We start from the raw sequence: 24,214 nt of genomic DNA, 5'->3' as shown, positions 1-24,214 counted from the left end.
GTCAAAGAACCATTCGCCAGTCAGCAAATGCGGCTTTAAAGCCTTCAACCAAAGACGCCGAACCACTTCCCTGTTGCCAGGTCGCTGCGGCAAAGTTGTTTGGTAGAACCAACAGCGAGGAGCGCCGTGTTGGCGGCGCCGCCGTCGATGGAGGGCGTTATACGCATGGCCTGAAGATGAGTCAACACTCTTTGTCAAAAAAGATTCACACAAGCTGAAACGTACGGATTCCCTTATCTAAATCATCGATTTAGTCCCGGAGCCTCGTCTTCTCCCGGGAATTTTTTCGATTTCCTTTTGTCTTTTTTGCTCCGGGAATACGGGAGTGCCCACAGCCTCCCGTATGAGCCCCCTTATAAAGAAGACACCTAGCCCTATTGCGACCACAGAACCGACAAATTCTGCTCGTAACCCACCATCTCGAAGCGGTTCGCCTCGTGGGCATCCGTGCAGAAACAATTGACGATTTAAATCAAACACTGCATGTAGCAGGATCTGTTATGTTTAGCGCCGCTGAAACATACTGGCCGTGGCCCGGGGCTGCGGGCCTCGGATTGACGCGATAGCTTAAAAGGACCGGACAGGTATTAATGCATTTGGGGCCCTTCCATAGCGCGCAGACCCTACGCATAGAGTTAGGTGAAGAGCCGCCGCTGCGCGGCTACGAAGGCCGCAGTGGCATGTCCGACCGTCGGCAGGTGTCTTTGCGCTGGTTTGCAGGTACCGTCCTAACAGGCGTCACATCACTTGTTTTGATGGGTGGAGCCCTCATGGCGGCACTCGACGGTCAATACAGTGTGGAAGCCGCGCCCTCGTCCGGTGCATTTGTGAACGGCTTTGCCCTGTCGAGCGGCGGCGCCAAGGGCGATCGCGTCCTTCGCACCGCAGCCGAATATTCCAGCAAGCATGTCATCGACGTTAATGTGGTCACCCGCGAAGGTGACAGGGATCACATTCGTGTCCAGCCGCATGTCTTCGTCAGCGCAACGCTTGCGACCCGCAAGGATCCGGAACTCGCGGAGCGCATTCCCCCGTTCAATCCGTTGAACATGTTCGCTGACAATAACGACGATGATGGCGGCATCAGTGTTGCCGAAACCGGCACTCCGCTTCCAGCCGATTCCATTTATGGTGCAAAGCTGGAAAGCGAAGTCAGCATTTCACTTGCCCCCTTCCCGTCTTCCAGCGGGGACATAGACCTCGACCGGACACCCTCCGAAACCGAAGTTGAGCTTGCCGTTCGCGAAACCGCGCGCACTCTTTCTATTGACGCTGTCGAAATGGCGGCGAAATCCCTGGTTGATCCGGGCCGCTTCGATTTCAATCTCGCCCTGCAGCCCGACCTGGAACGCTACGCCGTGCGCATCACGCCGGAAAACGTTTCCTTCGTGTCCAAACAGGACGAGGACATCCGCTTTGCCGGGATGGACGAAAGCATCGTTCCCGTAACCAAGGACCAGGATCTGGTCGACGTCATGATGGATTATGACGCGACCGAAGATGAAGCACTTGCAATCTCGACCGCCTTCTCAAGCCTGTTCGGCATTTCGGACCTGACTGAAGGACAAAGATTGCGGATCGCCTATGCACCGTCGCCGGACGATCTGGAGCGGATGCGTCCTGAACGCGTCAGCCTTTATGAGAACACGGAGCACCGCGCTACGGTCGCCCGCTCGGACAGCGGCGCCTATATCGAAGCCAAGGAACCGAGCACGTTCCTTGCTGATGCCTTTGAAGAAGCCGACCGCGTTTCCTATGGCGGCCCGACCCCGGCAATCTACGACAGCCTTTACCAGACGGCTCTCGAACAGGACATGCCTGAAGAGATCATCAACGATCTGGTGCGCATGTTCTCCTTTGACGTCGACTTCAATGCGCGGGTCCAGCCGGGCGACGCCCTTGAGCTGTTCTTCACCGACGGCGACGACAACAGCCCGCCGAAGATCCTGTATGCCGCGCTCAACACCGGCAACACCACACGGGAATTCTACCGGTTCCGCACGCCTGACGATGGCGTGACCGATTTCTATGATGACACCGGTCAGAGCGCCAAGAAGTTTCTTATCCGCAAGCCGCTCAATGGCGGCAAGTTCCGCTCCGGTTTCGGCATGCGTCGCCACCCGATCCATGGCTACACCAAGATGCACCGCGGTGTGGACTGGTCTGCTTCGCGCGGAACGCCGATCATGGCGGCCGGGAACGGCACAATCGTCAAGGCCGGCTGGAGCTCCGGCTATGGCCGCCGTATCGAGCTGCAGCACACGAACGGCTACACCACGACCTATAACCACATGAGTGGTTTTGGCAGCGGCATCCGTGAAGGATCCAAGGTCACCCAGGGCCAGATCATCGGATATGTCGGCTCCACCGGCCTGTCGACAGGCCCGCACCTGCACTATGAAGTGCTCGTCAACGGCCGTTACATGGATCCGATGCGTATCAAGCTGCCGAAGGGCCGCACGCTGGATGGTGAAATGCGCACAGCGTTCGAAACCGAGCGCTACCGCGTCGACACCTTGCTGGATCGTGTCCGCAAGCCGTCGCGGATCGCTGCCATCAACTGACACTCATGAAAAACAAAGTTCGGCCGGGGCCTTGGTGCCCCGGCCGAACTTGTTCATGTCCGCATTCCAGACAGGCTTCGATCATTCAATCCCCGCCTGAGGGATCAGCACCAGCTTGACGCCGGCGACAATCAACCTGCCGCTCATCCAGCTTCCGACACTTCCTTTTGTCGTGCCTTCCCGCGGCGCAGAGCCATGTAGATCGCCGGGATCACCAGAACCGTCAGGATCGTCGACGATGCCAGACCGAAGAGCAGCGAGATCGCCAGCCCCTGAAATATCGGGTCGGTGAGGATAACTGCTGCACCGATCATGGCGGCAAGCGCTGTCAACAGGATCGGCTTGAAGCGGATTGCCCCGGCTTCCAGCAGAACGTCCAGAAGCGGCTTGTCGGGCGTGCGCGAATGCTGGATGAAATCGACCAGCAATATGGAGTTGCGCACGATGATGCCGGCAAGCGCAATGAAGCCGATCATCGATGTCGCCGTGAATGGCGCAGCAAACAGCCAGTGCCCCAGCATGATGCCGATCAGCGTCAGCGGAATTGGCGTCAGGATTACGAGCGGCAGTTTGAAGGAACCGAACTGGGCCACCACAAGGAAGTAGATGCCCAGGATCGCCACCATGAAGGCACCTCCCATGTCCCGGAAAGTCACCCATGTAACTTCCCACTCGCCATCCCAAAGGAGGGTTGGCCGCGTTTCGTCTTCGGGCTGACCATGGAACGAGATCACCGGTTCGCCGTCAGGTCCCCAATCCATGTCCTGGATCTTTTGTCCAACAGCCAGCATCCCGTAAACCGGTGCTTCGAACGCACCGGCCAGTTCACCGGTTACCATTTCAACCGCACGCCCGTTGTGGCGGAACACCGGAAAGGATGTCTTTTCCCTGCGAACCGTCACCACGTCGCCAAGCTCGATCACGCCCCGGCTTCCGGGCAATGCATTGGCCGGCACCGGCGTTGCAAGCACCGCTTCACCGATCACCATGTCGCCCCTGGCTAGATGGATTCGGATCGGAATCGGATAACGCGCCCGGCCTCGATGCGAATAACCGACCTCCGTTCCACCATAGAGACGCCGGACGGTGTCGAAGACATCTCCCTGCTCGACCCGGTGATATTCAAGCCGGTCCTGATCGATGGCGATGCGCACCCGGTCGGCCTGGGTTCCAAAGGAATCATCCACGTCCACGATGAACGGCACGTCCTCGAAGGCCTGGCGAACCTTGCTTGCAACCGCGCGCCTGGTATCGGCGTCGGGCCCATAGATTTCCGCAAGCAGCGTCGCCAGCACCGGCGGCCCCGGGGGCGGCTCCACCACCTTCAACACGGTACCGGCGGGAAGGTCGAGACCTGTCAGCATCTCCCGGATATCCAGCGCGATGTCATGACTGGTCCGGTCCCGCTCCCCCTTCTCGGTGAGATTGATCTGCACGTCACCCTGTTCAGGCAGTGCCCGCAGATAGTAGTGGCGAACCAGTCCGTTGAAATTGAAAGGCGAGGCAGTGCCGGCATAGGTCTGGAACGACAGGATTTCAGGCACCTCTCCCAAACGGGCGACAATCTCCTGAAGAACCCTGTCCGTGTCCTCGACAGAAGACCCTTCCGGCAGATCGGCAAGCACCTGCAGCTCCGCCTTGTTGTCGAATGGAAGCAGTTTCACGGTAACGTCGGTGGTATAGAACAGCGCAAGCGAACCGATGGTGCAGACGCCGACGATCAGCAGAAAGCCCCAGGCGCGCAGGCGCGAACCGATCAACAGTCTGGCGAGTTTCGCGTAAACACGCCCCAGAGCCCCGCCATGGGCCGCAGGCGCATGGGAATGGCCTCCGCCGCGGCCAGCGAATTTCATCATCAGCCAGGGTGTCAGCATCACGGCAACAAAGAACGAAAACAGCATCGCTGCCGACGCATTGGCGGGAATCGGCGCCATATAGGAGCCCATCAAGCCTGAAACGAACAGCATCGGCAAAAGGGCGACGATGACCGTCAGCGTTGCGATGATGGTCGGGTTGCCGACTTCCGCCACCGCCTCCACCGCGGCTTGCGTCCGGCTGCGATCATCCGCCATGCCCCAGTGCCGGGCGATGTTCTCGATAACCACGATGGCGTCGTCCACCAGGATGCCGATGGAAAAAATCAGGGCAAACAGGCTGACACGGTTGATGGTGTAGCCCATCAGGTAGGCTGCAAAGAGCGTGAGCAGGATCGTCGTCGGGATCACCACCAGTGTCACCAGCGCTTCGCGCCAGCCGATCGCCAGTGCGATCAGGACGACAATGGAGACTGTCGCAAGCCCAAGATGGAACAGCAGTTCATTGGCTTTTTCATTGGCGGTCTCACCGTAGTTCCGGGTGATCTCCATATCCACGCCTTCGGGAAAGAGATCTCCGCGAATTGCTTCTAGCCGTGAGACGATTTCATCGGAAATCACCACCGCATTGGTGCCCGGTCGTTTGGCAATGGCCAGCGACACCGCCGGCGCCAAGGTCAATGCTCCATCTTGCTTGCGAATATGGGCGACCCTGTGCTCTGCCGGTTGAGTGGCAAGGTCGATGCGGGCGACATCACGCACATAAACGGGCCGGGCATCACGGGCGGTCAGGAAGAGATTTCCGATCTCTTCGGCCGATTGCAACGTCTCCCCGGCGACCAGAACGCGCTGCTCTCCGGCTTCGCGGACATAGCCTGCGCGGAAGGACTTGTTGGCGCCCTCGATCTTGGCAGCCAGCTGCTGCAGCGTGATGCCGTAAAGCGACAGTTTTTCCGGGTCAGGTTCAACGCGAATGGCTTCCGGCTACTCCCCGACGATGAACGTGAGACCGATGTCCGAGAGCTTGGCGATTTCGGTCTGAAGTTCACGCGCGATCCGGGTCAACCCGTTTGCCGTCCACCGCTCGGCGCCCCCCGGTGTCGGCGTCAGCGTAACGACGACAATGGCGACATCATCAATACCCCGGCCAACAATCAATGGCTCCGGAATGCCGACGGGGATCCGGTCCATGTTGGCGCGGATCTTTTCGTGCACGCGCAAGATGGCAGCGTCCGCGTCGGTCCCGACGAGAAACCGTGCCGTTACCAGCACACGGTCGTCCTGGGTCTGGGAATAGATATGCTCGACACCATCGATCGCCTTGACGATCGTCTCCAGCGGTTCCGTCACCAGTTTGACCGCATCATCCGCATTGAGGCCGTTGGCTTCCACATGAATATCGACCATCGGCACGGAGATTTGCGGTTCTTCTTCACGTGGCAGGGCAACAAGAGCAATCAGCCCGAGGGCAAGGGAAGCCATCAGGAACAGCGGGGTGAGCGGTGACCCGATGAAGGATCGGGTCAGCCATCCGGCAAAACCGAGCTTCATGGCACCAACACCCGATCACCGGCATGCAGTCCTGTCAGGATTTCGACCAGAACCGTCCCGTCGTGAAGAACATTTGCGCCTGGAACCACGGCGACATCCTGGGAGCCAGCCGGAACGACAACCTGCACATAATCGACACCATGCCGGATCGAGAGAGCAGCTTCCGGCACCGCAATGACCTGACGCTCGCCGACGGGCACATGAACAAGGGTGCGTTCGTTGACGAAATAGTCTCCCAGGCCATCGACGTCGACATCCGCCGTCACCCGGCCTTCGGTAATTTCGGGATAGACCTTCACGATCGTTCCGAAGGTTTGCCGGGTTGCGGTGCTCCCGGTCTCCGCAGCCGCGGTCTTGGGGTCAAGACCACGTCCACCCAGCAGGACTTTCTCCCCTGAGGTTATTTGGGCGGCATGACGTTCCGGGATGGAGAGACGCAGGAAGTAGCGGCCGCTGGCAATCCGGGCGACCTCCTCTCCCGGCAGAATGACCGAGCCTTCCGTGACCGGCACCGTCAGAACGCGTCCGGCATTGGGGGCCAGGATTTCGCCTTCGCTGGCGCGCTGGCGTACGACCGCCATCTCCGCTTCCGCCGCAACGGTCTGGTTGGTGACCACATCGAATTGTGTGCGCACCTGGTCCAGCCGGCTTTGTGCCGCGCTGCCACGGGCAACCAGTTGCTCCACACGCTCCAATTCGGTGCGGGCATTGTGAAGCTGGGAACGCAGAACCTCGATCCGGGCTTCTGCAGCCCCCAGCTCGAGTGCAATTTTCTCGTCAACGACCAGGGCAATGACCTGGTCAGCCGTCACGACATCGCCCTCGCGCACGGAAATTGTCTTTATGGTTCCGCCAATGCGGGCGCGGGCTGGAACGACCGTCCGGCTTTTGACCTCGGCAAATACCGCCTTGGTTTCCGGTACGGTGATCGGCTCGGCCAGAAATTCGCCGGCTCGAGCCACCGGCGCGGCACCCGACGCTGCAGCCAGCGTCAACAGGAAGAAAATGAAGATACCGCGGCTCATCTTGTCCTCTACCTTACGAGAAGGCCACTCCCGGTTTCATGCCGAGCTTCTTGAAAATGATTGCTGCCGGACAAAAGCCGGTGACGGATGCCTGCATCAGGTTCAAGCCGACAAAGGCGTTGAGCAGATACCAGTAGGGCGAAACGTAAAATCCCAGCGCCAGGGACAAGAGCACCATGGCACCTGCAAACATCATGACTGCACGGTCGACTGTCATTTGAGTCTCCTTGATCGGATCCGCCGCCCCGGGTTTCACCGAAGCGCGGCAATTGTTTCATATTTATGAATATATGAATACCACAGCTTTTCGCGGGCCCGTTTGACAAAACGCAAATGCCCGGGCCAATCGAGGCACAAACGAAAAACCCGCGGAAGTGACCTTCCGCGGGTTTCCTTTTCATTTCTTTCAGCTTGCCTCAGATCAGGCGGCTGCGCTTTCCGAGCCTTCCACCTGGAACATCAGGCGGTCTGACCCAGCCGTGACATCCACCGTCTGGCCGTCGAGGATTTCGCCGGCAAGCAGTTTTTCGGCGAGAGGATCCTGAACGTCCTTCTGGATCACCCGTTTCAGCGGCCTGGCTCCGTAGGCCGGGTCGTATCCCTTCTGCGCCAGCCAACCGAGAGCGCCGTCGTCCAGTTTCAGCGTGATCTTGCGATCGCTGAGGAGAGCCCGCAGGCGCTCCAGCTGGATCTTGACAATATCGGCCATCTGCGCCCGCTGCAGGCGATGGAACAGCACGATCTCGTCGAGCCGGTTCAGGAACTCCGGTCGGAAATGACCCCGCACGGCACTCATCACCTCGTCGCGAACCGCATCCGTATCCTGACCTTCCGGCTGGTTGACCAGATACTCGGCCCCCAGGTTCGAGGTCATGATGATCAGTGTGTTGCGGAAGTCGACCGTCCGGCCCTGACCATCGGTCAGGCGACCGTCGTCCAGCACCTGCAACAGCACGTTGAACACGTCGCTATGCGCCTTTTCGATTTCATCGAAAAGCACGACCTGATACGGGCGCCGCCGAACGGCTTCCGTCAACGCACCACCTTCCTCGTATCCGACATAGCCGGGAGGCGCGCCGATCAGACGGGAAACGGAGTGCTTCTCCATGTATTCCGACATGTCGATCCGCACCATCGCGCTGTCGTCGTCAAAGAGGAACGACGCAAGTGCCTTCGTCAGCTCGGTCTTGCCGACACCGGTCGGCCCGAGGAACATGAACGAGCCGATCGGCCGGTTCGGATCCTGAAGGCCGGCACGCGACCGGCGCACTGCAGTGGAAACCGCATGAATGGCTTCTGCCTGGCCGATGACCCGGTTCGCCAGCATGTCTTCCATCTGAAGCAGCTTTTCGCGCTCGCCTTCCAGCATCTTGTCGACCGGAATACCGGTCCACTTCGAAACGACCTGGGCAATGTGAGCCGGCGTAACGGCTTCATCGACCATGGCATCGGCATCCTCTGAAGCTTCCGCTTCGGCGAGTTTGCGTTCCAGCTCCGGAACCACGCCGTAGGCAAGCTCACCAGCCTTGGCCAGATCACCGCGACGCTGCGCGATTTCCAGGTCGATGCGGGCCTGTTCCAGCTGTTCCTTGATCTTCTGTTCAAGGTTCAGCTTTTCCTTCTCGCCCAGCCAGCGGTTGCTGAGTGCCTGCGACTTTTCTTCCAGATCCGTCAGCTCCTTCTCGAGCCTGGACAGACGATCCTTGGAAGCTTCGTCGCTTTCTGCCTTCAGGGCTTCGCGCTCGATCTTGAGCTGGATGATCCGGCGATCCAGTTCGTCCAGTTCCTCCGGCTTGCTGTCGACCTGCATCCGCAGCCGGCTGGCGGCTTCGTCCACAAGATCGATTGCCTTGTCCGGCAGGAACCGGTCGGTGATGTAGCGGTTGGAAAGAGACGCTGCCGAGACGATGGCACTGTCGGTGATACGGACCCCGTGATGGAGTTCGTACTTCTCCTTGATCCCGCGAAGGATCGAAACCGTGTCCTCGACCGTCGGCTCACTCACGAACACCGGCTGGAACCGGCGCGCCAGAGCGGCATCCTTTTCAACGTGCTTGCGATATTCGTCCAGCGTCGTCGCACCGACACAGTGCAGCTCGCCGCGCGCCAGAGCAGGTTTCAAGAGGTTGGAGGCATCCATGGCCCCATCCGCCTTGCCGGCGCCAACCAGCGTGTGCATCTCGTCGATGAACAGGATTACCTTGCCCGCGGCCGCCTGAACTTCGGACAGAACACCCTTCAGTCGCTCCTCGAACTCACCCCGGTATTTCGCACCGGCAATCAGCGAGCCCATGTCGAGCGCAAGAAGCTGCTTGTCCTTGAGTGATTCCGGTACATCGCCATTGACGATGCGCAGCGCAAGGCCCTCGGCAATCGCAGTCTTGCCGACCCCTGGTTCACCAATCAGAACCGGGTTGTTCTTGGTACGGCGCGACAGGACCTGGATGGTCCGGCGGATTTCCTCGTCACGGCCGATCACCGGGTCGAGTTTGCCTTCCCGGGCAACCTGGGTCAGATCCCGAGCGAATTTCTTCAGCGCGTCATACTGGTTTTCGGCAGTTGCGGTATCGGCCGTCCGGCCCTGGCGAAGCTGGTTGATCGCCTCGTTCAGTCCGTTTGGCGTAATGCCGTGCCGCTTCATCAGCTTGCCGGTTTCGCTGTCGCTGTCCATGGCAAGGGCGAGCAGAAGCCGCTCCACGGTGACGAAACTGTCTCCGGCCTTGTCGGCGATCTTCTCGGCTTGCTCGAACAGGCGTGCGGTTGCCTGGCCCATGTAAAGCTGTCCGGAACCACCGGAAACTTTCGGCATCTTGTCCAGAAGGCCTTCAAGATCGCCCTTCAATGCCTTGGCGTTGCCGCCGGCACGGTCGATCAGGCCACTGGCCATGCCTTCGGGATCATCCAGAAGAACCTTCAGGATGTGTTCAGGTGCGAATTGCTGATGGCCCCGCCCCAAGGCAAAGGTCTGAGCGGACTGAACAAAACCGCGCGCACGCTCAGTGTATTTTTCAAAGTTCATAAGTTACCTCCTACCCGTCCGCACCACCCGAAGCGTGGGGAACGATCTGGAATACGGACCCCTGATACGGGCATCCGCACAGCCTTTTGCAGTGCTGCTCCTCTAATATAGTGTTGCATATTCACCACAAAAGCCCCTGCGGCATCTTATTCTGTGCCGTCCGGAACGGATGTCTGCAAGGCAAACAAAAAACGGCGCCCATCATGGACGCCGTTTTATCTGTTTCAGCTTTATCGAGGCTGACTATCTACCGGATCATTCTCCGGCAGGTGCCTCGGCCGGAGCCTCTTCAGCTGCCTTGGCACGGCGCGGGCGCGCAACCCGGCGGCGCGGTTTCGGCTGATCCGCTTCGTCGGAACCGCCGGAAGCTTCAGCACCGTCCGCGGCTTCCGCCGTAGCCTGGCCTGCGTCAGCCTGATCACCGGAAGCCCGGCGCGGCGTGCGCGCACGAGGTGTCCGGGGGCGGCGGCGCGGCTTTTCGTCCGCTTCGTCGTCGCCGGCTTCGGCTTTCTCTGCCTTCTGGGAAGCGCCGTTGACCTTACCTTCTTGATCGATGACAGGCATGTCGTCGATGAAAGGCTGCGGGCTGTCGGCATCCATCAGGTCGTTGTCCGAGGAGGACACGTCCTGGGAAGGCCGTTCTGTACCATTGGAGTGGCCTGAGCCATTCGTTGCCGCGGCTTCGAAACCGTCTTCGGCTTCGTTGCGGGAAGAGGCATGCGCCATCGGCTGCTGTTGCGGCTGCGCGGCAGCCACAATGCGCAGATAGTGCTCCGCATGCTGGTTATAGTTCTCGGACATCACCCGGTCGCCGGATGCCTGGGCATCCCGTGCAAGCTGCTGGTACTTCTCTGCAACGTGCATCGCAGTACCGCGGATTTTCACATCAGGACCGTTTGATTCGTAAGTCCGGGTTAACGGATTTGGGCCCTTGCGGCCCCGTCCGCGCATACGCTTATTGCTTTGATTACCTGGTCTCATCCTGCCGTTTTCTCTTAAGGAACGGCGGTCAGCTTGACGCTGACCCAACATCGGAATTGCCTAAAACCGACACGAAATACCTGCCGAAACCAACAATGCTGGTTAGCGGCTGTCATTGAAAACATACGCAGCGCGCTAAAGGCCGCTGGCCAACGCGATTGTCTTTTTCTTCGACAGTCCGAAACACCGGATAGTCCGATTTGCAACGGTTTCCAAAACGCTGAAGTTGCGCCGGTTCCCAGCTGCCGGATGCGCATGCCCCGCTAAACGCTGATAACATTTCCGGTCTCGGCAAGAGGAACGTACCCGTTTCCGTTGCGATTTCCAAGTGCTTTTTCGCCTTTGGATCAAATCCGCAAAATTAGAGCCTGCGCCCCACCACGACACGGTCGTTTCCGGAAAGATCTTTAATGATTTCAATCTCTACAAAGCCATGATGACGCAGCTGTTTTTTCAGCTCCTCTCCTTGATCGAAGCCGATTTCGAGAGCAATCCAACCGCCCGGGCGCAGCAGCTTCACCGCATCCGTGACAATACGAACATAGGCTGTCAGGCCGTCCTCGCCGCCGTCAAGAGCAAGCTTCGGGTCATGCTGAATCACTTCGCGCGATAACTCGGCGAGGACAGCGCTGCGGATATAGGGCGGGTTGCTGACGACCCAGTCGAAGCCGCTTTCCGGCCGCAGGGCGGAGGTATAGTCCGCCCGCACGGGAAGAAACCGGTCTTCCACGCCGTGCAGAGAGGCGTTGCCTGCAGCACATTCAAGCGCCTGTTCCGAGAGGTCCACCGCGATCATCCGGCTTCGGGGCAACTCGGCCAGCAACGTGACGGCGATCGCTCCCGTGCCCGTGCCGATATCGCAGATAAACGGTGCTTCTTCAGGAGCACATCTTTCCAGAACGGCATCGATCAGGGTTTCAGTGTCCGGCCGGGGCTCCAGCGTTGCCTCGTTCAAACAAAATCGCCGACCGTAGAAATCTCGTTCTCCGAGTATCCGGCCGACGGGCATGCCTTCCAGGCGTTTCCGCGCATGGGCCTCTGCAAGTTCGGCCGCACCAGGTGCTGCCTCTTCCTGTTCTCGAAAGACAAGATCCGACAGGGGCAGCTCGAGCGCCGCGCTGACCAGAAGCCTTGCATCCAGTTCCGGTGTCGGCAAACCGGCCACCCGAAACCGGTCGCGCACGGACCGGTAAAGCTGGCCGATGGTCACCTCAGGCCTCTTCGGTTGCCAGAAGATTGGCCTGGTGGTCCAGGATCAACGGCTCGATGACCTCGCCGAGTGCTTCCCCGGAAAGGATCTGCTCCAGCTTGTAGAGCGTCAAGCCGATACGATGATCTGTCACGCGGCCCTGCGGGTAGTTGTAGGTGCGGATACGCTCCGATCGGTCGCCGGACCCGACCTGTAGGCGCCGGGCCTCGGTCCGCTCGCTCGCAGCCCGCTCGCGCTCCTCGTCATAGATGCGCGCCCGCAGAAGCTGCATGGCTCGCGCCTTGTTCTTGTGCTGCGAGCGTTCATCCTGAACGGCGACGACGATACCCGTCGGCAAGTGCGTGATGCGCACGGCAGAATCGGTCGTGTTGACGTGCTGACCACCTGCGCCCGATGCGCGATAGGTGTCGATCCTCAAGTCGCTCTCCTGAACGTCGATATCGACGTCCTCCGCCTGAGGCAGCACGGCAACGGTTGCCGCCGACGTATGAATACGTCCGCCCGACTCGGTCGCTGGCACCCGTTGCACCCGGTGAACACCGGACTCGAATTTCATCTTGGCAAAAACGTTGTCGCCGGAAACGGACGCGATCACTTCCTTGTAGCCGCCGACTTCACCTTCGCTGGCAGACAGGATTTCCACCTTCCAGCCCTGAAGTTCGGCATAACGCTGGTACATGCGGAAGAGATCACCGGCAAAGAGAGCCGCCTCGTCGCCGCCGGTCCCCGCCCGCACTTCCAGGATGGCATCGTTGGAGTCCGCCTCGTCCTTCGGCAACAGCCCGATGCGTACATCCTGGGCCAGTTCTTCGACGCGCTCTTCCAGCTCGTCGCGCTCCATCTCGGCAAGCTCGCGCATTTCCGCGTCGGAGGACGGATCCTGCACCAGTGACTTTGCACCGGCCAGATCCTGTTCCGCCTTGATCAATGCACGGATTTTGCCGACCAACGGCTCCAGTCCGGCATATTCCCGCGACAGCTTTACATAAGCGCCCGGATCCGGATTGGCGGACATCATGTGTTCGAGTTCAGCGAACCGGTCCAGCAGGGTATCAAGTTTGTGACGCGCCAGCATACGCGCTGATTCTCCAGAAATTATCGCTTTGACGGTGAGTTACGCCCGTTAGCGCTAAAGGGCAACATCGGTTTCGGCGGCAAAGCGCTTCAACACTTCCCGTATGTTGCTGTCATCGTGTCCCGGCTCCAGTCGCGGCAGCAACCTGGCGGACAGGCGGCCGGCATCGAGGGTCCGAAGCATGGCTTTCACCGGCCCAAGAGACGCGGGCGCCATGGAAAGGTCCCTGAATCCCAGGCCGATCAGCGCCATGCCTTCAAGCGGACGGCCTGCAAGCTCTCCGCAAAGGGTCACGGGCACATGAGCCTTATTTGCGGCATCCACGATGGATTTCAAGGCCCGTAGGAAGCCGACGCCCAATGTGTCGAACCTGTCGGCAACACGCGTGTTGCCCCGGTCGACCGCACAGAAGAACTGGAACAGATCGTTGGAACCGACAGACACGAAGTCGACATGGCCCATCAGCTCTTCCAGTTGGAACAGCAGCGAAGGCACTTCCACCATCACGCCCAGGCGGATGTTTTCCGGCGTGGCGTGACCGTGGCGGCGCAGGTGTTTGACTTCCTTGTCCACCAACGATTTGGCCTGCAGGAATTCATCGACCACGGCGACCATCGGGAACATCAGTTTCAGGTCCCGGCCAGCGGCCGCATGCAGCAAAGCTCGGATCTGGGTTCTGAGCAGGCCCGGCCGATCAAGGCCGAGGCGCAGTGCGCGCCAGCCCATCGCCGGGTTTTCCTCCTGGATCGAGCGTAGATACGGCAGCACCTTGTCACCGCCGATATCGAGCGAGCGGAACGTAACCGGCCGGCCCGCCGCCGCATCGAGAACCTGGCTGTACTGGGACTGCTGCTCCCGCATGCGCGGGAACGAAGACGCCACCATGAACTGCAGTTCGGTGCGGAACAGGCCTACCCCGGCTGCGCCAGCCTCATCCAGGTGCGGCAGGTCGACGAGAAGACCCGCATTCATCTGAAGCGAGATGTCGACGCCGTCCCGCGTGACGGACGGCTTGTTGCGCAGGCGCCGGTACTGGGCCTGTCGCCGCGCACGGAAGCGGACTTTTTCCGCGTAGGCATTTTCCAGATCGGCGGCCGGGCGCAAGTGCACTTCGCCGGTGTCGCCATCCACGATGATCGCGTCGCCGCCATCGGCCAGGCTGACGATATCATCCACGAGTCCGACCGTCGGGATACCGAGCGCCCTGGCAACGATGGTCACGTGGCTTGTCGGACCGCCCTCTTCCAGCACCAGGCCGCGAATGCGGTCGCGGCCGTAGTCCAGCAGTTCCGCCGCACCCATGTTGCGGCCAACGACGATCGCATCCTGGGGCAGTTCATCCAGGCCCGGGCCGTGTTCGCGGCCCATGAGTTCGCGGATAAGCCTGTGGGCAAGGTCGTCGAGGTCGTGCAGGCGCTCACGCAGATACGGATCGGTCTGGCGCAGCATCCGGGCGCGCGTGTCACTCTGGACCTTTTCGACGGCAGCCTCGGCGGTCAGGCCGTTGCGGATCGCTTCCTCGATCTTCCGGATCCAGCCGCGGTCGTAAGCAAACATGCGGTAGGCTTCCAGCACCTCGCGGTGCTCGCCGATGGCCGCGATCTCTCCGCTGGCCAGCAGATCGTCGATCGAAAGCCGCAGCCGGTTGATGGCAGCTTCCAGGCGCCCCTTTTCCCGGTCCGTATCTTCAGCGATCAGGTTCGTGACGACGACACGCGGTTCATGCAGAACCACATGACCGAGGCCGACACCTTCGGCAAGGCCAACACCGTTGGAGGTGATCGGCCGGGAAAGATCCAGACCGGTGGCCTTCTGGGAAATGGCTTCCAGTTCGCCGGCGGCCACCATTTCGGCGATCACCATGGCCGTCGTCTGCAGCGCTTCGACTTCGTCTTCCAGATAGGTCCGGTGAGACTTGTTCTGGACGACAAGCACGCCAAGTGTCCGGCCGGCCCTCAGGATCGGCACACCGAGGAAGGAATTATAGGCCTCTTCACCCGTTTCCGGCAGATAGGCAAAGCCCGGGTGGGCACTGGCGTTGGGCAGGTTCAGCGGCCGGGCTTCGGCCGCGATCAGGCCGACAAGACCCTGGCCGACGCGCAGCGAGGCATTGTGGACCGCTTCGCTCTTCAGACCTTCGGTCGCATAGAGTTCGAGAACACCATCGGCGCGCAGGATATAAACGGAACAGACTTCCGCGACGACGTTCGAGGCGATCAACACCACGATCTTGTCGAGTCGCTCCTGCGCCGTGATCGGCTCCGCCATGACTTCGCGAAGCCGACGGAGCAGAAGGCGCGGTCCGGCTAGGTTGCTGCGCATAGCGCCCCCGTTGATCCCGCTTCAAACAGGCCCCTTTTCTACAGGGGCCTGCCTCCCGGATGAACTATCCGTCCAACCCGTATAGCGAATGCAGAGTCCGCACCGCAAGTTCTGCATATGCTGAATCAATAAGCACAGAGATCTTGATCTCGGATGTGGTGATGGCCCGGATGTTGATACCCTTGGACGCGAGGCCGCGGAAACACTGGGCCGCGATGCCTGCATGCGAGCGCATGCCGATGCCGATGACGGAGACTTTCACCACGTCACGGGCGCCCTCAAGGTTCTGGAAACCGATGACGCCGCGATTGTCTTCCAGCACCTTGTTGGCGCGTTCGAAATCGCCCTCGGGAACTGTGAAGGTGATGTCGGTGGTCTTGCCATCCGGCGAAATGTTCTGGACGATCATGTCGACGTTGATGTTGGCATCCGCCAGCGGACCGAACACGGATTCGGCGACACCCGGCTTGTCGGCAACGTCACGAAGAGAGATCTGGGCTTCGTCCTTGGCGTAGGCGATGCCGGTGACAACCTGCTGTTCCACGAGTTCATCCTCGTCGCAAATAAGAGTTCCAATCGGAAGGCCGTTCTCGCCGACCTGGGGCGCATCCGGATCGTCAAAGCTGGAGCGCACGAATGTTCTGACGCCATGAACCATGGCCATTTCCACGGAGCGCACCTGGAGCACCTTGGCGCCGAGCGAGGCCATTTCGAGCATTTCCTCGAAAGACACCCGGTCAAGACGCTGCGCCTTGGGCACGATGCGCGGATCGGTGGTGTAGACGCCGTCGACATCGGTATAGATATCACAGCGGTCGGCCTTGATGGCAGCGGCGATGGCAACGGCGCTGGTGTCGGACCCGCCGCGACCCAGGGTCGCGATCCGGTTGTCCGGCGCCACACCCTGGAAGCCCGCGAGCACGGCCACCTGGCCCTGCTCGAGACGCTCGCTCAGGAAGCCTCCCTCGATGTCGCGGATGCGGGCCGCGCCGTGGTTCTCGTCGGTCTTGATCGGCACCTGCCAGCCTTGCCACGACCGGGCGTTGACACCCATGTCCTGCAGCACGATGGCCAGGAGACCGGACGTCACCTGCTCGCCGGAAGCAACCACGGCATCATATTCGCGGGCATCGTGGAGCGGTGATGCCTCACGGCAAAACTCCACCAGCTTGTTGGTCTGTCCGGCCATGGCCGAAACTACCACCGCGACCTGATGGCCGGCGTCCACTTCCCGTTTGACATGGCGGGCGACGTTACGGATGCGATCGAGATCGGCAACCGAAGTCCCGCCAAATTTTAAAACCAGTCGGGCCATACCACTCGTATTCTTTATAGTCGTGTCTGGAAGCGCTGTTGCGCCTCTGGGATCGGCGCACATGCATACAGGCTGCGTTCCTTTGCTGCAACTGGGTGTCTTGACAAATAGTCTCAGACCTTGGAACGACTTCGAACCGTTGAATGACCAGGCGAAGCGCCAAGCCGCTTCACGCTCTTGAAAGGACCGTCCGATGACTGGCAGGGCTCAGGAAACCAGAAGCACGATCGACAGCGAGGAAGTCGCGCGCTTTTCCGCCATGGCAGAAGAGTGGTGGGACCCGACGGGCAAGTTCAAGCCATTGCACAAGTTCAGCCCGGTGCGGCTGGGCTACATCAAGGACCATGTCTGCCGGCATTTCGGCCGCGACCCGAAGACCACGGACGCATTCAAGGGGCTGCGCTGCCTCGATATCGGCTGTGGCGGCGGCCTGTTGAGCGAACCGATGGCACGGCTTGGTGCCGATGTGGTCGGCGCGGACCCGTCCGAAATCAACATCGAGATCGCCCGCCTTCACATGAAGACTTCCGGCCTCGAAATCGACTACAGGGCAGAAACCGCGGAAGCATTGGCAGCGGCGGGGGAGACCTTTGACGTTGTGTTCAACATGGAAGTGGTCGAGCACGTCGCCGATGTACCGCTGTTCCTGGAGGCCACCGCGCAAATGGTCCGTCCGGGTGGGCTGATGTTCGTCGCGACCATCAATCGCACGCTGAAAGCCTATGCACTTGCCATCGTCGGTGCCGAATACGTGCTGCGCTGGCTGCCGAAGGGCACCCATTCCTACGAAAAGCTGGTCCGCCCTTCCGAAATCGAAGGCCCGCTTCAGACCGCGGGGCTCACCATGATCGATCGTTGCGGCGTCACCTACAACCCGCTGACAGACACCTGGGCCAGATCGCGCGACATGGACGTGAACTACATGCTGCTGGCGGAACGGGCGAAAAACAGCTGATGAGCGATCCGATCCTGTTCGTACCGGGCCTTCTGTGTACCGAAGCGCTCTACGCCCCGCAGATAGTTGCCTTTGCCGACCGACCGATCATGGTGGCAAACCACCGCGAACATGACAGCATCAAGGCGATCGCCGCCAGCATCCTGGAAAAAGCACCGGAGCGGTTTTCGCTGATCGCCCTGTCCATGGGCGGCTATGTCGCCATGGAAATCATGCGCGAAGCGCCGGAGCGGGTCGGCAAGCTTGCTCTTCTGGACACCAACTCCCGGCCGGATACGCCCGACCAGTCGGAGCGCCGGCAGTTCCTCATCGACCTGACCCGCAAGAAGGGCTTTTCCAAGGTGCCCCATCTGCTTTACCCCGGGTTCGTTCATGAAAAGCGCGAAGAAGACGAAGAGCTGAAGGCAATCGTCGTCGAGATGGCTCAGGAAACCGGGCCCGAGGCCTTCATCCGCCAGCAGACCGCGCTTATCAACCGCATCGATTCCCGCCCCCGTCTCGGCGAAATCGCATGCCCCACGCTTGTGCTGGTCGGTGATGGCGACCGGCTCACACCGGTTGAAATCTCGCAGGAAATCCACGACCACATTCCCCAAAGCGAATTGGCGGTGATCCAGGGCAGCGGCCACCTGTCACCTCTTGAAGCCCCTGAAAAGGTAACGGCGACACTGCGCGATTTTCTCAATCTCCCTTAAGCCCGCAAATCGGCTGCACAAACCTGCGGCACAAATGCCTTTTACGTAAGAATCGGTATGCGATTTGATCCGTGTCAAAGCTTGGCCTTGATGCAAAGGTACAGTTACGTCACCTTTGGAGCGGGGCCCTGCGCTGGCAATGACAGAATGCGCAGGTCCGGGGACGGCAAGCCGGCGAAGAACGCCATGGCCAGCCGCAGGACGTCACACGAACAACCGGAGGATCTTTCATGCCGACGAAAAGCAATACAGGTGCCTTCGACTTCAGCGCCATGATGGCCGAATGGCCCAAGCTGCCGGAATGGCCGGCACCGACCGAATGGCCAATGCCTGCCTTTTCCAACTGGGCGTTTGCCGAGCGCGAAGACCGAATTGAAGCCAAGGCCATCGCAAGCTTCCAGAAAGTGGGCAAGACCATGTGGACCCATGCCGAAAAGGCGTTTGATGACCACATGAATTTCGTCAGCCACCGGCTGCACCAGGACATGGAATGCGCCAAGTCCCTCAGCCAGTGCGCTGCGCCGGAAGAAACCATGGCAACCCTGCAGGATTTCTATTCCAGAATGGCGAGCGAATATCAGGACCATTTCGAGAAGCAGGCCGCCCTCTTCCGTGACAGCTTTTCTGAAAGCGCCGCCGTGGTTGAGGAGCTCAATGAAACGGCGATGGAAAGCGTCAACGAGATGAGCAAGGCTGCAGAAGAAAGCCTGGAAGAAACCAAGGCTGCGCTGAAACCGGCACAGGCGCGGCGCAAGCCGTCTTCCGCGAAATCCTGACATCCTCGCCTGACCGGCCCTATACCGATTAACCTGCTTCATCCGCCCGGGCTGAAGCAGGTTTTCATTTTGGCTGTCATGGAAAAATTCCAGGCGCCTGGCTCCACCAGCTCCCGATGAAGCCGTTGCGGCGTAGCACAGTTCGGAAGCCAGGAAGACGCCAGAACCCAAACCGATCAGCAAAGCGCGCTCTGAAGGGGCGCTTACGCCCGTTTGAGCAGCGTCCGGGCCGCTTCCACGGCAATCTGCAACCGCTTGGGGTTGGACGGCTTCGGAACGACTTCAGCCCCTCCATAGCGATTCTTCAGGTCCACCTTGTCCGTATTACCGGTATGGAAGATGATCGGCACTTTCTGAGCATGCAGCGTGTCAGCCAGCGGATAGACAACGCCATCGGCCAGATCGACATCCAGAAGCGCCAGCTCTGGCGGCTCGGAAGACATGCAGGAACGTGCCTCGGCAACGGTCGCGAATGGCCCGACAACCTGCAAACCCATGCCAGACAGGATATCTTCCAGCATCCAGGCGATCAGCGGCTCATCTTCCGCCACCATCACACGTATCGTATCGGGCATGTTCATCTCAGTCATCGACATCGGGAACCTCGGCACAGCATCATGATTATAAATGTTTGTTTCAATATTCAACACCGACAACCCGAGAAAGTTCCCAAGTCGATGTAAATTTTAAATATCCAAAATAATTAACAATGATTAACACTACGTAAGAAATTTTTCGGAACAAACCTACTACATAAACGCAATATATCTTCTTCTACGTGATCTTCATCTGAGACTACCGAAAGAGAAACGCCTCCTTCCCGGTAACCTGAACTTCCGTCGAAACGGCTGAGAAACCGCGATTGCAGGGAAATTGCAGAGGCCGGCAACCCGGACGCGAAGCTCCCGGCCCTTTCCTGGGTACGCCACGAACTTCAAGCTGAAAGTCGCCTGAACTCAGTTCTTGTCGTCAGGCAGTTCAGGAAGTGCGAACACCTGGATGCCCTCGTCAAGCAATGCCTCGACATCCTTGGGCGTTGTCTCGCCATAGATGCTGCGTTCTTCAGCTTCGCCATAGTGGATCTTGCGGGCTTCCGCCGCAAAATTCTGACCGACGTTTTCCGAACTTTCGACGATACGCGCACGCACCAGCCGAAGAGCTTCGAGGATTTCCTTCTGCTGCACATCCTGCGGCAACAGGGCGGACGGGCGCATTTCGGTCGAGGCAGCGGCCGTCGGCGCATCGGCCTTGTTGGCAGCGGCTGCGGCCACCGACTGCATTTCCGCCTGCGCGGCACCGACAAGCACTTCCCGCTTGCGTGCGGTTGAAACTGCCGGCGCCATCAAACCTTTCTGAACGCTGGTTGCTCCGCAGATCGGGCAGACAACCAGTTTTCGCGCACACTGCGCGTCGAAATCATCGGAATTGCGGAACCAGCCTTCGAAGGAATGTGCACTGTCGCAAACGAGCGTGTATTTGATCACGCCGAAATCTCCTTCAGACCATCCGCGTGACAGCTGACGAAATCCCGCTCGTTGGCGATCGCGGGGATGCGCGCCCGCGCATCGGCAACCTTCTGGGTGTCGATCTCGGCGAGAACGTAGCCGGGGTCATCATTATCGATCTCGGCGATAACGGCACCCCAGGGGTCGACAATCAGGCTGTGACCATAGGTTTCACGCCCGTCTTCATGCGTACCGCCTTGTGCAGCCGAAATCACGTAGGCACCGTTTTCAATGGCACGGGAGCGCTGCAGTACGTGCCAATGCGCCTGCCCGGTCTGGCGGGTAAAGGCTGCCGGCCCCGTCAGAACCTGTGCACCCTGACGAGCCTGGGTACGGAAAATCGCCGGAAATCTTATATCGTAACAGACAGCCATGCCGACCTTGGCAAAGGGCAGATCCGCGATGACCGTCTGCGTTCCAGGTTCATAGGTTGCGGACTCGCGCCAGCTTTCGCCATTTGGCAGGTCCACGTCGAACATGTGGATCTTGTCGTAGGTCGCAAGGATCTTGCCGTCAGGCCCGATCAGAAAGGCACGGTTGGCGACCTTGCCGTTGCCGGCAAGCACGGCCAGCGACCCCAGATGCAGATAGATGCCCAGCTCGGCTGCAAGCGCACGCGCTCTTTTCAGGAACAGGTCGTCTTCGGCATCGGAAATCCGCTCCAGCAGTTCTTCGCGGCTGCGTACCAGAACATTGGACATTTCAGGCGTTTGAACGAATTGCGCGCCGTCCTTTGCCGCTGCCCGGATCAGGTTTTCCGCAGCATCGGCGTTGTCCGAAATCGTCTTGCCGCTGCGCAGCTGAATGCATGCTGCCGTGAATGAGGTCATCCGACCGCTGTCTCCGTCCTGGTAGGTAAGGTTGTTCGTTCAGTAAATCAGGACGCGAGCAATGCGTCCAGTTTACCTGCACGTTCCAGATCGTGAAGATCGTCGCAGCCGCCCACATGGGTTTTGCCGACGAAGACCTGCGGAAACGTTGAGTGACCATTGGCCTTCTGCACCATCTCCTTGCGCAGGCCTGGATCGAACGTGGCATCGTGTTCCGTGTAGGCAACGCCCTTCTTGTCCAGCAGCCGCTTGGCCGCCGTGCAGAAGCCGCAGAGCTGGCGCGTATAGATCACCACTTCAGCCATCAGGTCTTTTCCTTTTTTTTGGCAGCTGCACGCTTTTCCGCACCGCCGCGCACCAAATCCGGGCGTTATATGCGAGCGCGCGGCGAAAACTCAAGAGGAAGACTGTCGGGATCAGACCGTGTTGCCCGAGCGCAAAGCAGGGTCGACTTGCGCGAATGTGAGCACGTCGACGGAAGCTGCCCCTGAAGAAAGCAGGCATTTACAGCAGGCCGACACCGTTGATCCGGTCGTCAGCACATCATCGATCAACACAACGTGACGTCCCTGAACCAGATCGGCCCGGCCACCATCGACCTTGAAAGCCGAGCGGACATTCTTGTGGCGGTCCTTGGCTGACAGGCCAACTTGCCGGCGTGTACGCTTTTGCCGCTTGAGGACCTGCGGTTCGAACTGGCCACCGCATTCGCGGGCCACTTCCTTCGCCAGATCAGCCGCCTGGTTGAACCGGCGCTGCAGCAGTCGCATCCAGTGCAGCGGCACCGGCACCAGCAGGCTGTCCCTGCTCAGAAGTTCGTTGCCGGAACGCGCCATCCAGCGTGCCATCGGACGGGCAAGTTCCCGCCGCCCGGAAAACTTCAGCGCATGCACCATCTGCCGGGCAGGACCATCATAAAAGGCCACCGCCCGCAATCTGTCGAACACAGGCGGCGAGGCGATCGCCTGCGGGCTCCAGGCACCGTCGCCGACATCATACGAGAAAGGAATACCGAGCCGCTGACACCAGGGCCGCTCCAGGAACGGCATCCGGGACCAGCATTCCGCGCACAATCCCGTCTGCTCGGACACCCGCGCATCGCAGCTGAAGCAGCGCTGCGGCAGCACGAAATCGAGCGCAAATCGCGCCGCGACTTCCGGCAGGCCGGCAATGTTCATCGCAAGGCTTCGCAAAACCGCTCCCCAATGGCACCCGACAGGAATGCCCCTTCAAACTGAGGAATACCTTGGCACCGAAAACACATATCTGGCCAGCCCAAACAAGCAGGAACCGGCCTGAACTTTCTGGAAACCTGTTCCACAAGCCGCCTGGCGCGACCCTTGCGCCTTTGACCTTGGCGGGCGGATACCATATGTGACCGCGGTAAGTTCGATGACAACCGGGATTGCCGTGACCGCACAACCAGATCTCTTCGACCGCTCCTTCTTCCGCACCTGCCGCCTGCGGGCGCTGATGGCTGCCAAACCGGGTGCGGACTTTCTGCTGAAAGCCGTCAGCGAAGATCTGCAGGACCGCCTGCTGCTGGTCAATCGGCGGTTTCCGGTAGCTGTCGATCTCGGCGGACACTGCGCTCACGTGAGCGAAGCAATCCGGCAGTCCGGCAAGGCTGACCTCGTGTTGCGCGCGGATCTGTTTGCTGCCGACCCGAGCCTTGCTGCCCCCGACCTTGTCTTCGATGACGCCCTGATCCCTTTTGGCGACCAATCGGTGGATCTGATCGTCTCCGCTCTCAACCTCCAATTCGTCAACGACCTGCCGGGAACACTGGTACAGCTCCGCCGCGCCTTGAAACCGGACGGTCTGTTTCTGGCGACGTTGCCCGGAGCCGGCACCTTGAGCGAGCTACGCGACAGCCTCACGCGGGCTGAGCTGGAAGTAAAAGGCGGCGCGGCTGCAAGGGTGCTGCCGTTTGCCGACACGCGCGACCTCGGCAGCCTGCTTCAAAGGGCAGGCTTTGCGCTGCCGGTCACGGATCTGGACAGTCTGACGGTGCGCTACGACACGATGTTCGCACTGTTGGCGGATCTCAGGGCCATGGGTGCAACATCCGTGTTGAAAGACCGCAGCAGAAAGCCGCTATCTCGACAGGTATTGCTGCGTGCGGCCGAACTTTATGCGCAGAACCACGCCGATGCGGACGGCAGGATCCGAGCGACATTTTCACTGGTAACGCTGTCAGGCTGGGCGCCGCATGAAAGCCAGCAGAAACCGTTGCGCCCCGGCTCGGCCAAGACACGGCTCGCAGACGCGCTTGGCGTTCAGGAACGGAAAATAGGCGACTAGAGGTAGCCGAACGGCCAGGATCAGCTGGAACCGAGCACACCTTGCAGGGCAGTCGAAATTGTTCCGAAGATATCGGTGCGCATGGCAGTACCGATAGCGGTCATGGCGACCAGGACGACGATGCTGATGAAACCGACAATCAGACCGTATTCGATCATGGTCGCGCCGTGCTCGTCATCTCCGAAAGCTCTTCCCCGGCGAAAGGCCTGCAACATGCGGTCTGCGACGGACTGAAATCGAAACGGCATGTGCCCCCCGGGGGTTTGAACAAAC

The 24,214-nt window shown here is 60.0% G+C and carries 19 protein-coding genes and 1 pseudogene; 5 read left to right on the top strand and 15 right to left on the bottom strand.

Translation table 11 applies throughout. From position 1 onward, the window contains the following. Window positions 1-770 precede the first annotated feature (770 nt). Complete coding sequence (locus FIV05_RS09500; protein ID WP_209009921.1) at window positions 771-2,564, top strand: M23 family metallopeptidase; 1,794 nt, start codon at window positions 771-773, stop codon at window positions 2,562-2,564. A gap of 143 nt (window positions 2,565-2,707) precedes the next feature. On the opposite strand, the pseudogene FIV05_RS09495 reads toward FIV05_RS09500, so the two are convergent. The 9 genes and pseudogenes from FIV05_RS09495 to FIV05_RS09455 form a co-directional block, all read right to left on the bottom strand. Then, window positions 2,708-5,929 (bottom strand): annotated as a pseudogene (locus FIV05_RS09495) (efflux RND transporter permease subunit). Continuing rightward, window positions 5,926-6,954 carry an efflux RND transporter periplasmic adaptor subunit gene (locus tag FIV05_RS09490; protein ID WP_152509390.1) on the bottom strand — a complete coding sequence of 343 codons (1,029 nt, stop codon included), beginning with the start codon at window positions 6,952-6,954 and terminating at the stop codon, window positions 5,926-5,928. The pseudogene FIV05_RS09495 and the gene FIV05_RS09490 overlap by 4 nt, the downstream one beginning before the upstream one ends. Window positions 6,955-6,967: 13 nt before the next feature. Beyond that, window positions 6,968-7,171 (bottom strand): DUF2892 domain-containing protein, encoded by a 204-nt coding sequence (locus FIV05_RS09485; protein ID WP_152505406.1) that lies wholly within the window; start codon window positions 7,169-7,171, stop codon window positions 6,968-6,970. Between the two features lie 204 nt (window positions 7,172-7,375). Then, entirely contained in the window at window positions 7,376-9,973 is a 2,598-nt protein-coding gene (gene clpB / locus FIV05_RS09480; RefSeq protein ID WP_152509389.1) for an ATP-dependent chaperone ClpB, read from the bottom strand. Window positions 9,974-10,228: 255 nt separating this feature from the next. Beyond that, window positions 10,229-10,924, bottom strand: coding sequence for a DUF4167 domain-containing protein (locus tag FIV05_RS09475; protein ID WP_152509388.1), 696 nt, complete (start codon window positions 10,922-10,924; stop codon window positions 10,229-10,231). A 391-nt stretch (window positions 10,925-11,315) separates the two neighbouring features. Then, complete coding sequence (gene prmC, locus FIV05_RS09470; protein ID WP_152509387.1) at window positions 11,316-12,164, bottom strand: peptide chain release factor N(5)-glutamine methyltransferase; 849 nt, start codon at window positions 12,162-12,164, stop codon at window positions 11,316-11,318. Window position 12,165: 1 nt separating this feature from the next. After that, window positions 12,166-13,239, bottom strand: coding sequence for a peptide chain release factor 1 (prfA, locus tag FIV05_RS09465; RefSeq protein ID WP_023002990.1), 1,074 nt, complete (start codon window positions 13,237-13,239; stop codon window positions 12,166-12,168). A gap of 54 nt (window positions 13,240-13,293) precedes the next feature. Continuing rightward, the gene (ptsP, locus tag FIV05_RS09460) at window positions 13,294-15,561 is read right to left on the bottom strand and encodes a phosphoenolpyruvate--protein phosphotransferase (RefSeq protein ID WP_152509386.1); all 2,268 of its coding nucleotides are present in this window, start codon (window positions 15,559-15,561) and stop codon (window positions 13,294-13,296) included. Window positions 15,562-15,625: 64 nt separating this feature from the next. Further along, window positions 15,626-16,876 carry an aspartate kinase gene (locus tag FIV05_RS09455; protein ID WP_023002988.1) on the bottom strand — a complete coding sequence of 417 codons (1,251 nt, stop codon included), beginning with the start codon at window positions 16,874-16,876 and terminating at the stop codon, window positions 15,626-15,628. A 193-nt stretch (window positions 16,877-17,069) separates the two neighbouring features. Between FIV05_RS09455 and ubiG the strand changes: the two genes are divergently transcribed. From ubiG to FIV05_RS09440, 3 genes are all read left to right on the top strand, one after another. Next, window positions 17,070-17,831 carry a bifunctional 2-polyprenyl-6-hydroxyphenol methylase/3-demethylubiquinol 3-O-methyltransferase UbiG gene (ubiG, locus tag FIV05_RS09450; RefSeq protein ID WP_152509385.1) on the top strand — a complete coding sequence of 254 codons (762 nt, stop codon included), beginning with the start codon at window positions 17,070-17,072 and terminating at the stop codon, window positions 17,829-17,831. Further along, complete coding sequence (locus FIV05_RS09445) at window positions 17,831-18,526, top strand: alpha/beta hydrolase (protein ID WP_152509384.1); 696 nt, start codon at window positions 17,831-17,833, stop codon at window positions 18,524-18,526. The genes ubiG and FIV05_RS09445 overlap by 1 nt, the downstream gene beginning before the upstream one ends. Window positions 18,527-18,756: 230 nt before the next feature. Further along, window positions 18,757-19,302: a hypothetical protein gene (locus FIV05_RS09440; RefSeq protein WP_152509383.1), complete on the top strand. Its 546-nt coding sequence runs from the start codon at window positions 18,757-18,759 to the stop codon at window positions 19,300-19,302. A 203-nt stretch (window positions 19,303-19,505) separates the two neighbouring features. On the opposite strand, the gene FIV05_RS09435 is transcribed toward FIV05_RS09440, so the two are convergent. The 5 genes from FIV05_RS09435 to FIV05_RS09415 all read right to left on the bottom strand — a co-directional run bounded on the left by FIV05_RS09435 (window position 19,506) and on the right by FIV05_RS09415 (window position 22,815). After that, on the bottom strand, window positions 19,506-19,898 hold the full coding sequence (locus FIV05_RS09435) for a response regulator (RefSeq protein ID WP_152509382.1): 393 nt from the start codon (window positions 19,896-19,898) through the stop codon (window positions 19,506-19,508). A 360-nt stretch (window positions 19,899-20,258) separates the two neighbouring features. Continuing rightward, window positions 20,259-20,786 (bottom strand): DUF1178 family protein, encoded by a 528-nt coding sequence (locus FIV05_RS09430; RefSeq protein WP_152509381.1) that lies wholly within the window; start codon window positions 20,784-20,786, stop codon window positions 20,259-20,261. Further along, window positions 20,783-21,637, bottom strand: coding sequence for a carbon-nitrogen hydrolase family protein (locus tag FIV05_RS09425; protein WP_152509380.1), 855 nt, complete (start codon window positions 21,635-21,637; stop codon window positions 20,783-20,785). Before FIV05_RS09425 ends, FIV05_RS09430 begins: the two co-directional genes overlap by 4 nt. 47 nt (window positions 21,638-21,684) lie before the next feature. After that, on the bottom strand, window positions 21,685-21,942 hold the full coding sequence (grxC, locus tag FIV05_RS09420) for a glutaredoxin 3 (protein WP_006932400.1): 258 nt from the start codon (window positions 21,940-21,942) through the stop codon (window positions 21,685-21,687). Between the two features lie 111 nt (window positions 21,943-22,053). Further along, complete coding sequence (locus FIV05_RS09415) at window positions 22,054-22,815, bottom strand: ComF family protein (RefSeq protein ID WP_152509379.1); 762 nt, start codon at window positions 22,813-22,815, stop codon at window positions 22,054-22,056. Between the two features lie 295 nt (window positions 22,816-23,110). Here FIV05_RS09415 and FIV05_RS09410 point away from each other — a divergent pair, with 295 nt between their 5' ends. After that, a complete protein-coding gene (locus FIV05_RS09410; protein WP_209010031.1) occupies window positions 23,111-23,941 on the top strand; it encodes a methyltransferase domain-containing protein in 831 nt (276 codons plus the stop codon). 20 nt (window positions 23,942-23,961) lie between these two features. Here the strand turns inward: FIV05_RS09410 and FIV05_RS09405 are convergent, their stop codons facing one another. Beyond that, window positions 23,962-24,189 (bottom strand): Flp family type IVb pilin, encoded by a 228-nt coding sequence (locus FIV05_RS09405; RefSeq protein WP_353622185.1) that lies wholly within the window; start codon window positions 24,187-24,189, stop codon window positions 23,962-23,964. Between the last annotated feature and the right edge of the window lie 25 nt (window positions 24,190-24,214).

The sequence above is a fragment of the Labrenzia sp. THAF191a genome, assembly GCF_009363335.1.
Classification (GTDB): domain Bacteria; phylum Pseudomonadota; class Alphaproteobacteria; order Rhizobiales; family Stappiaceae; genus Roseibium; species Roseibium algicola.
The sequence above is the reverse complement of the archived record's forward strand: the minus strand, read 5'-3'. Positions and strand labels throughout refer to the sequence as shown.

Bases quoted from the DNA above. Each gene is read 5' to 3' on its own strand.
- FIV05_RS09500 (WP_209009921.1), top strand. From the start codon at position 771: ATGGCGGCACTCGACGGTCAATACAGTGTGGAAGCCGCGCCCTCGTCC.
- FIV05_RS09490 (WP_152509390.1), bottom strand. From the start codon at position 6,954: ATGAGCCGCGGTATCTTCATTTTCTTCCTGTTGACGCTGGCTGCAGCG.
- FIV05_RS09485 (WP_152505406.1), bottom strand. From the start codon at position 7,171: ATGACAGTCGACCGTGCAGTCATGATGTTTGCAGGTGCCATGGTGCTC.
- clpB (WP_152509389.1), bottom strand. From the start codon at position 9,973: ATGAACTTTGAAAAATACACTGAGCGTGCGCGCGGTTTTGTTCAGTCC.
- FIV05_RS09475 (WP_152509388.1), bottom strand. From the start codon at position 10,924: ATGCGCGGACGGGGCCGCAAGGGCCCAAATCCGTTAACCCGGACTTAC.
- prfA (WP_023002990.1), bottom strand. From the start codon at position 13,239: ATGCTGGCGCGTCACAAACTTGATACCCTGCTGGACCGGTTCGCTGAA.
- ptsP (WP_152509386.1), bottom strand. From the start codon at position 15,561: ATGCGCAGCAACCTAGCCGGACCGCGCCTTCTGCTCCGTCGGCTTCGC.
- FIV05_RS09455 (WP_023002988.1), bottom strand. From the start codon at position 16,876: ATGGCCCGACTGGTTTTAAAATTTGGCGGGACTTCGGTTGCCGATCTC.
- ubiG (WP_152509385.1), top strand. From the start codon at position 17,070: ATGACTGGCAGGGCTCAGGAAACCAGAAGCACGATCGACAGCGAGGAA.
- FIV05_RS09445 (WP_152509384.1), top strand. From the start codon at position 17,831: ATGAGCGATCCGATCCTGTTCGTACCGGGCCTTCTGTGTACCGAAGCG.
- FIV05_RS09440 (WP_152509383.1), top strand. From the start codon at position 18,757: ATGCCGACGAAAAGCAATACAGGTGCCTTCGACTTCAGCGCCATGATG.
- FIV05_RS09435 (WP_152509382.1), bottom strand. From the start codon at position 19,898: ATGTCGATGACTGAGATGAACATGCCCGATACGATACGTGTGATGGTG.
- FIV05_RS09425 (WP_152509380.1), bottom strand. From the start codon at position 21,637: ATGACCTCATTCACGGCAGCATGCATTCAGCTGCGCAGCGGCAAGACG.
- grxC (WP_006932400.1), bottom strand. From the start codon at position 21,942: ATGGCTGAAGTGGTGATCTATACGCGCCAGCTCTGCGGCTTCTGCACG.
- FIV05_RS09415 (WP_152509379.1), bottom strand. From the start codon at position 22,815: ATGAACATTGCCGGCCTGCCGGAAGTCGCGGCGCGATTTGCGCTCGAT.
- FIV05_RS09410 (WP_209010031.1), top strand. From the start codon at position 23,111: ATGGCTGCCAAACCGGGTGCGGACTTTCTGCTGAAAGCCGTCAGCGAA.
- FIV05_RS09405 (WP_353622185.1), bottom strand. From the start codon at position 24,189: ATGCCGTTTCGATTTCAGTCCGTCGCAGACCGCATGTTGCAGGCCTTT.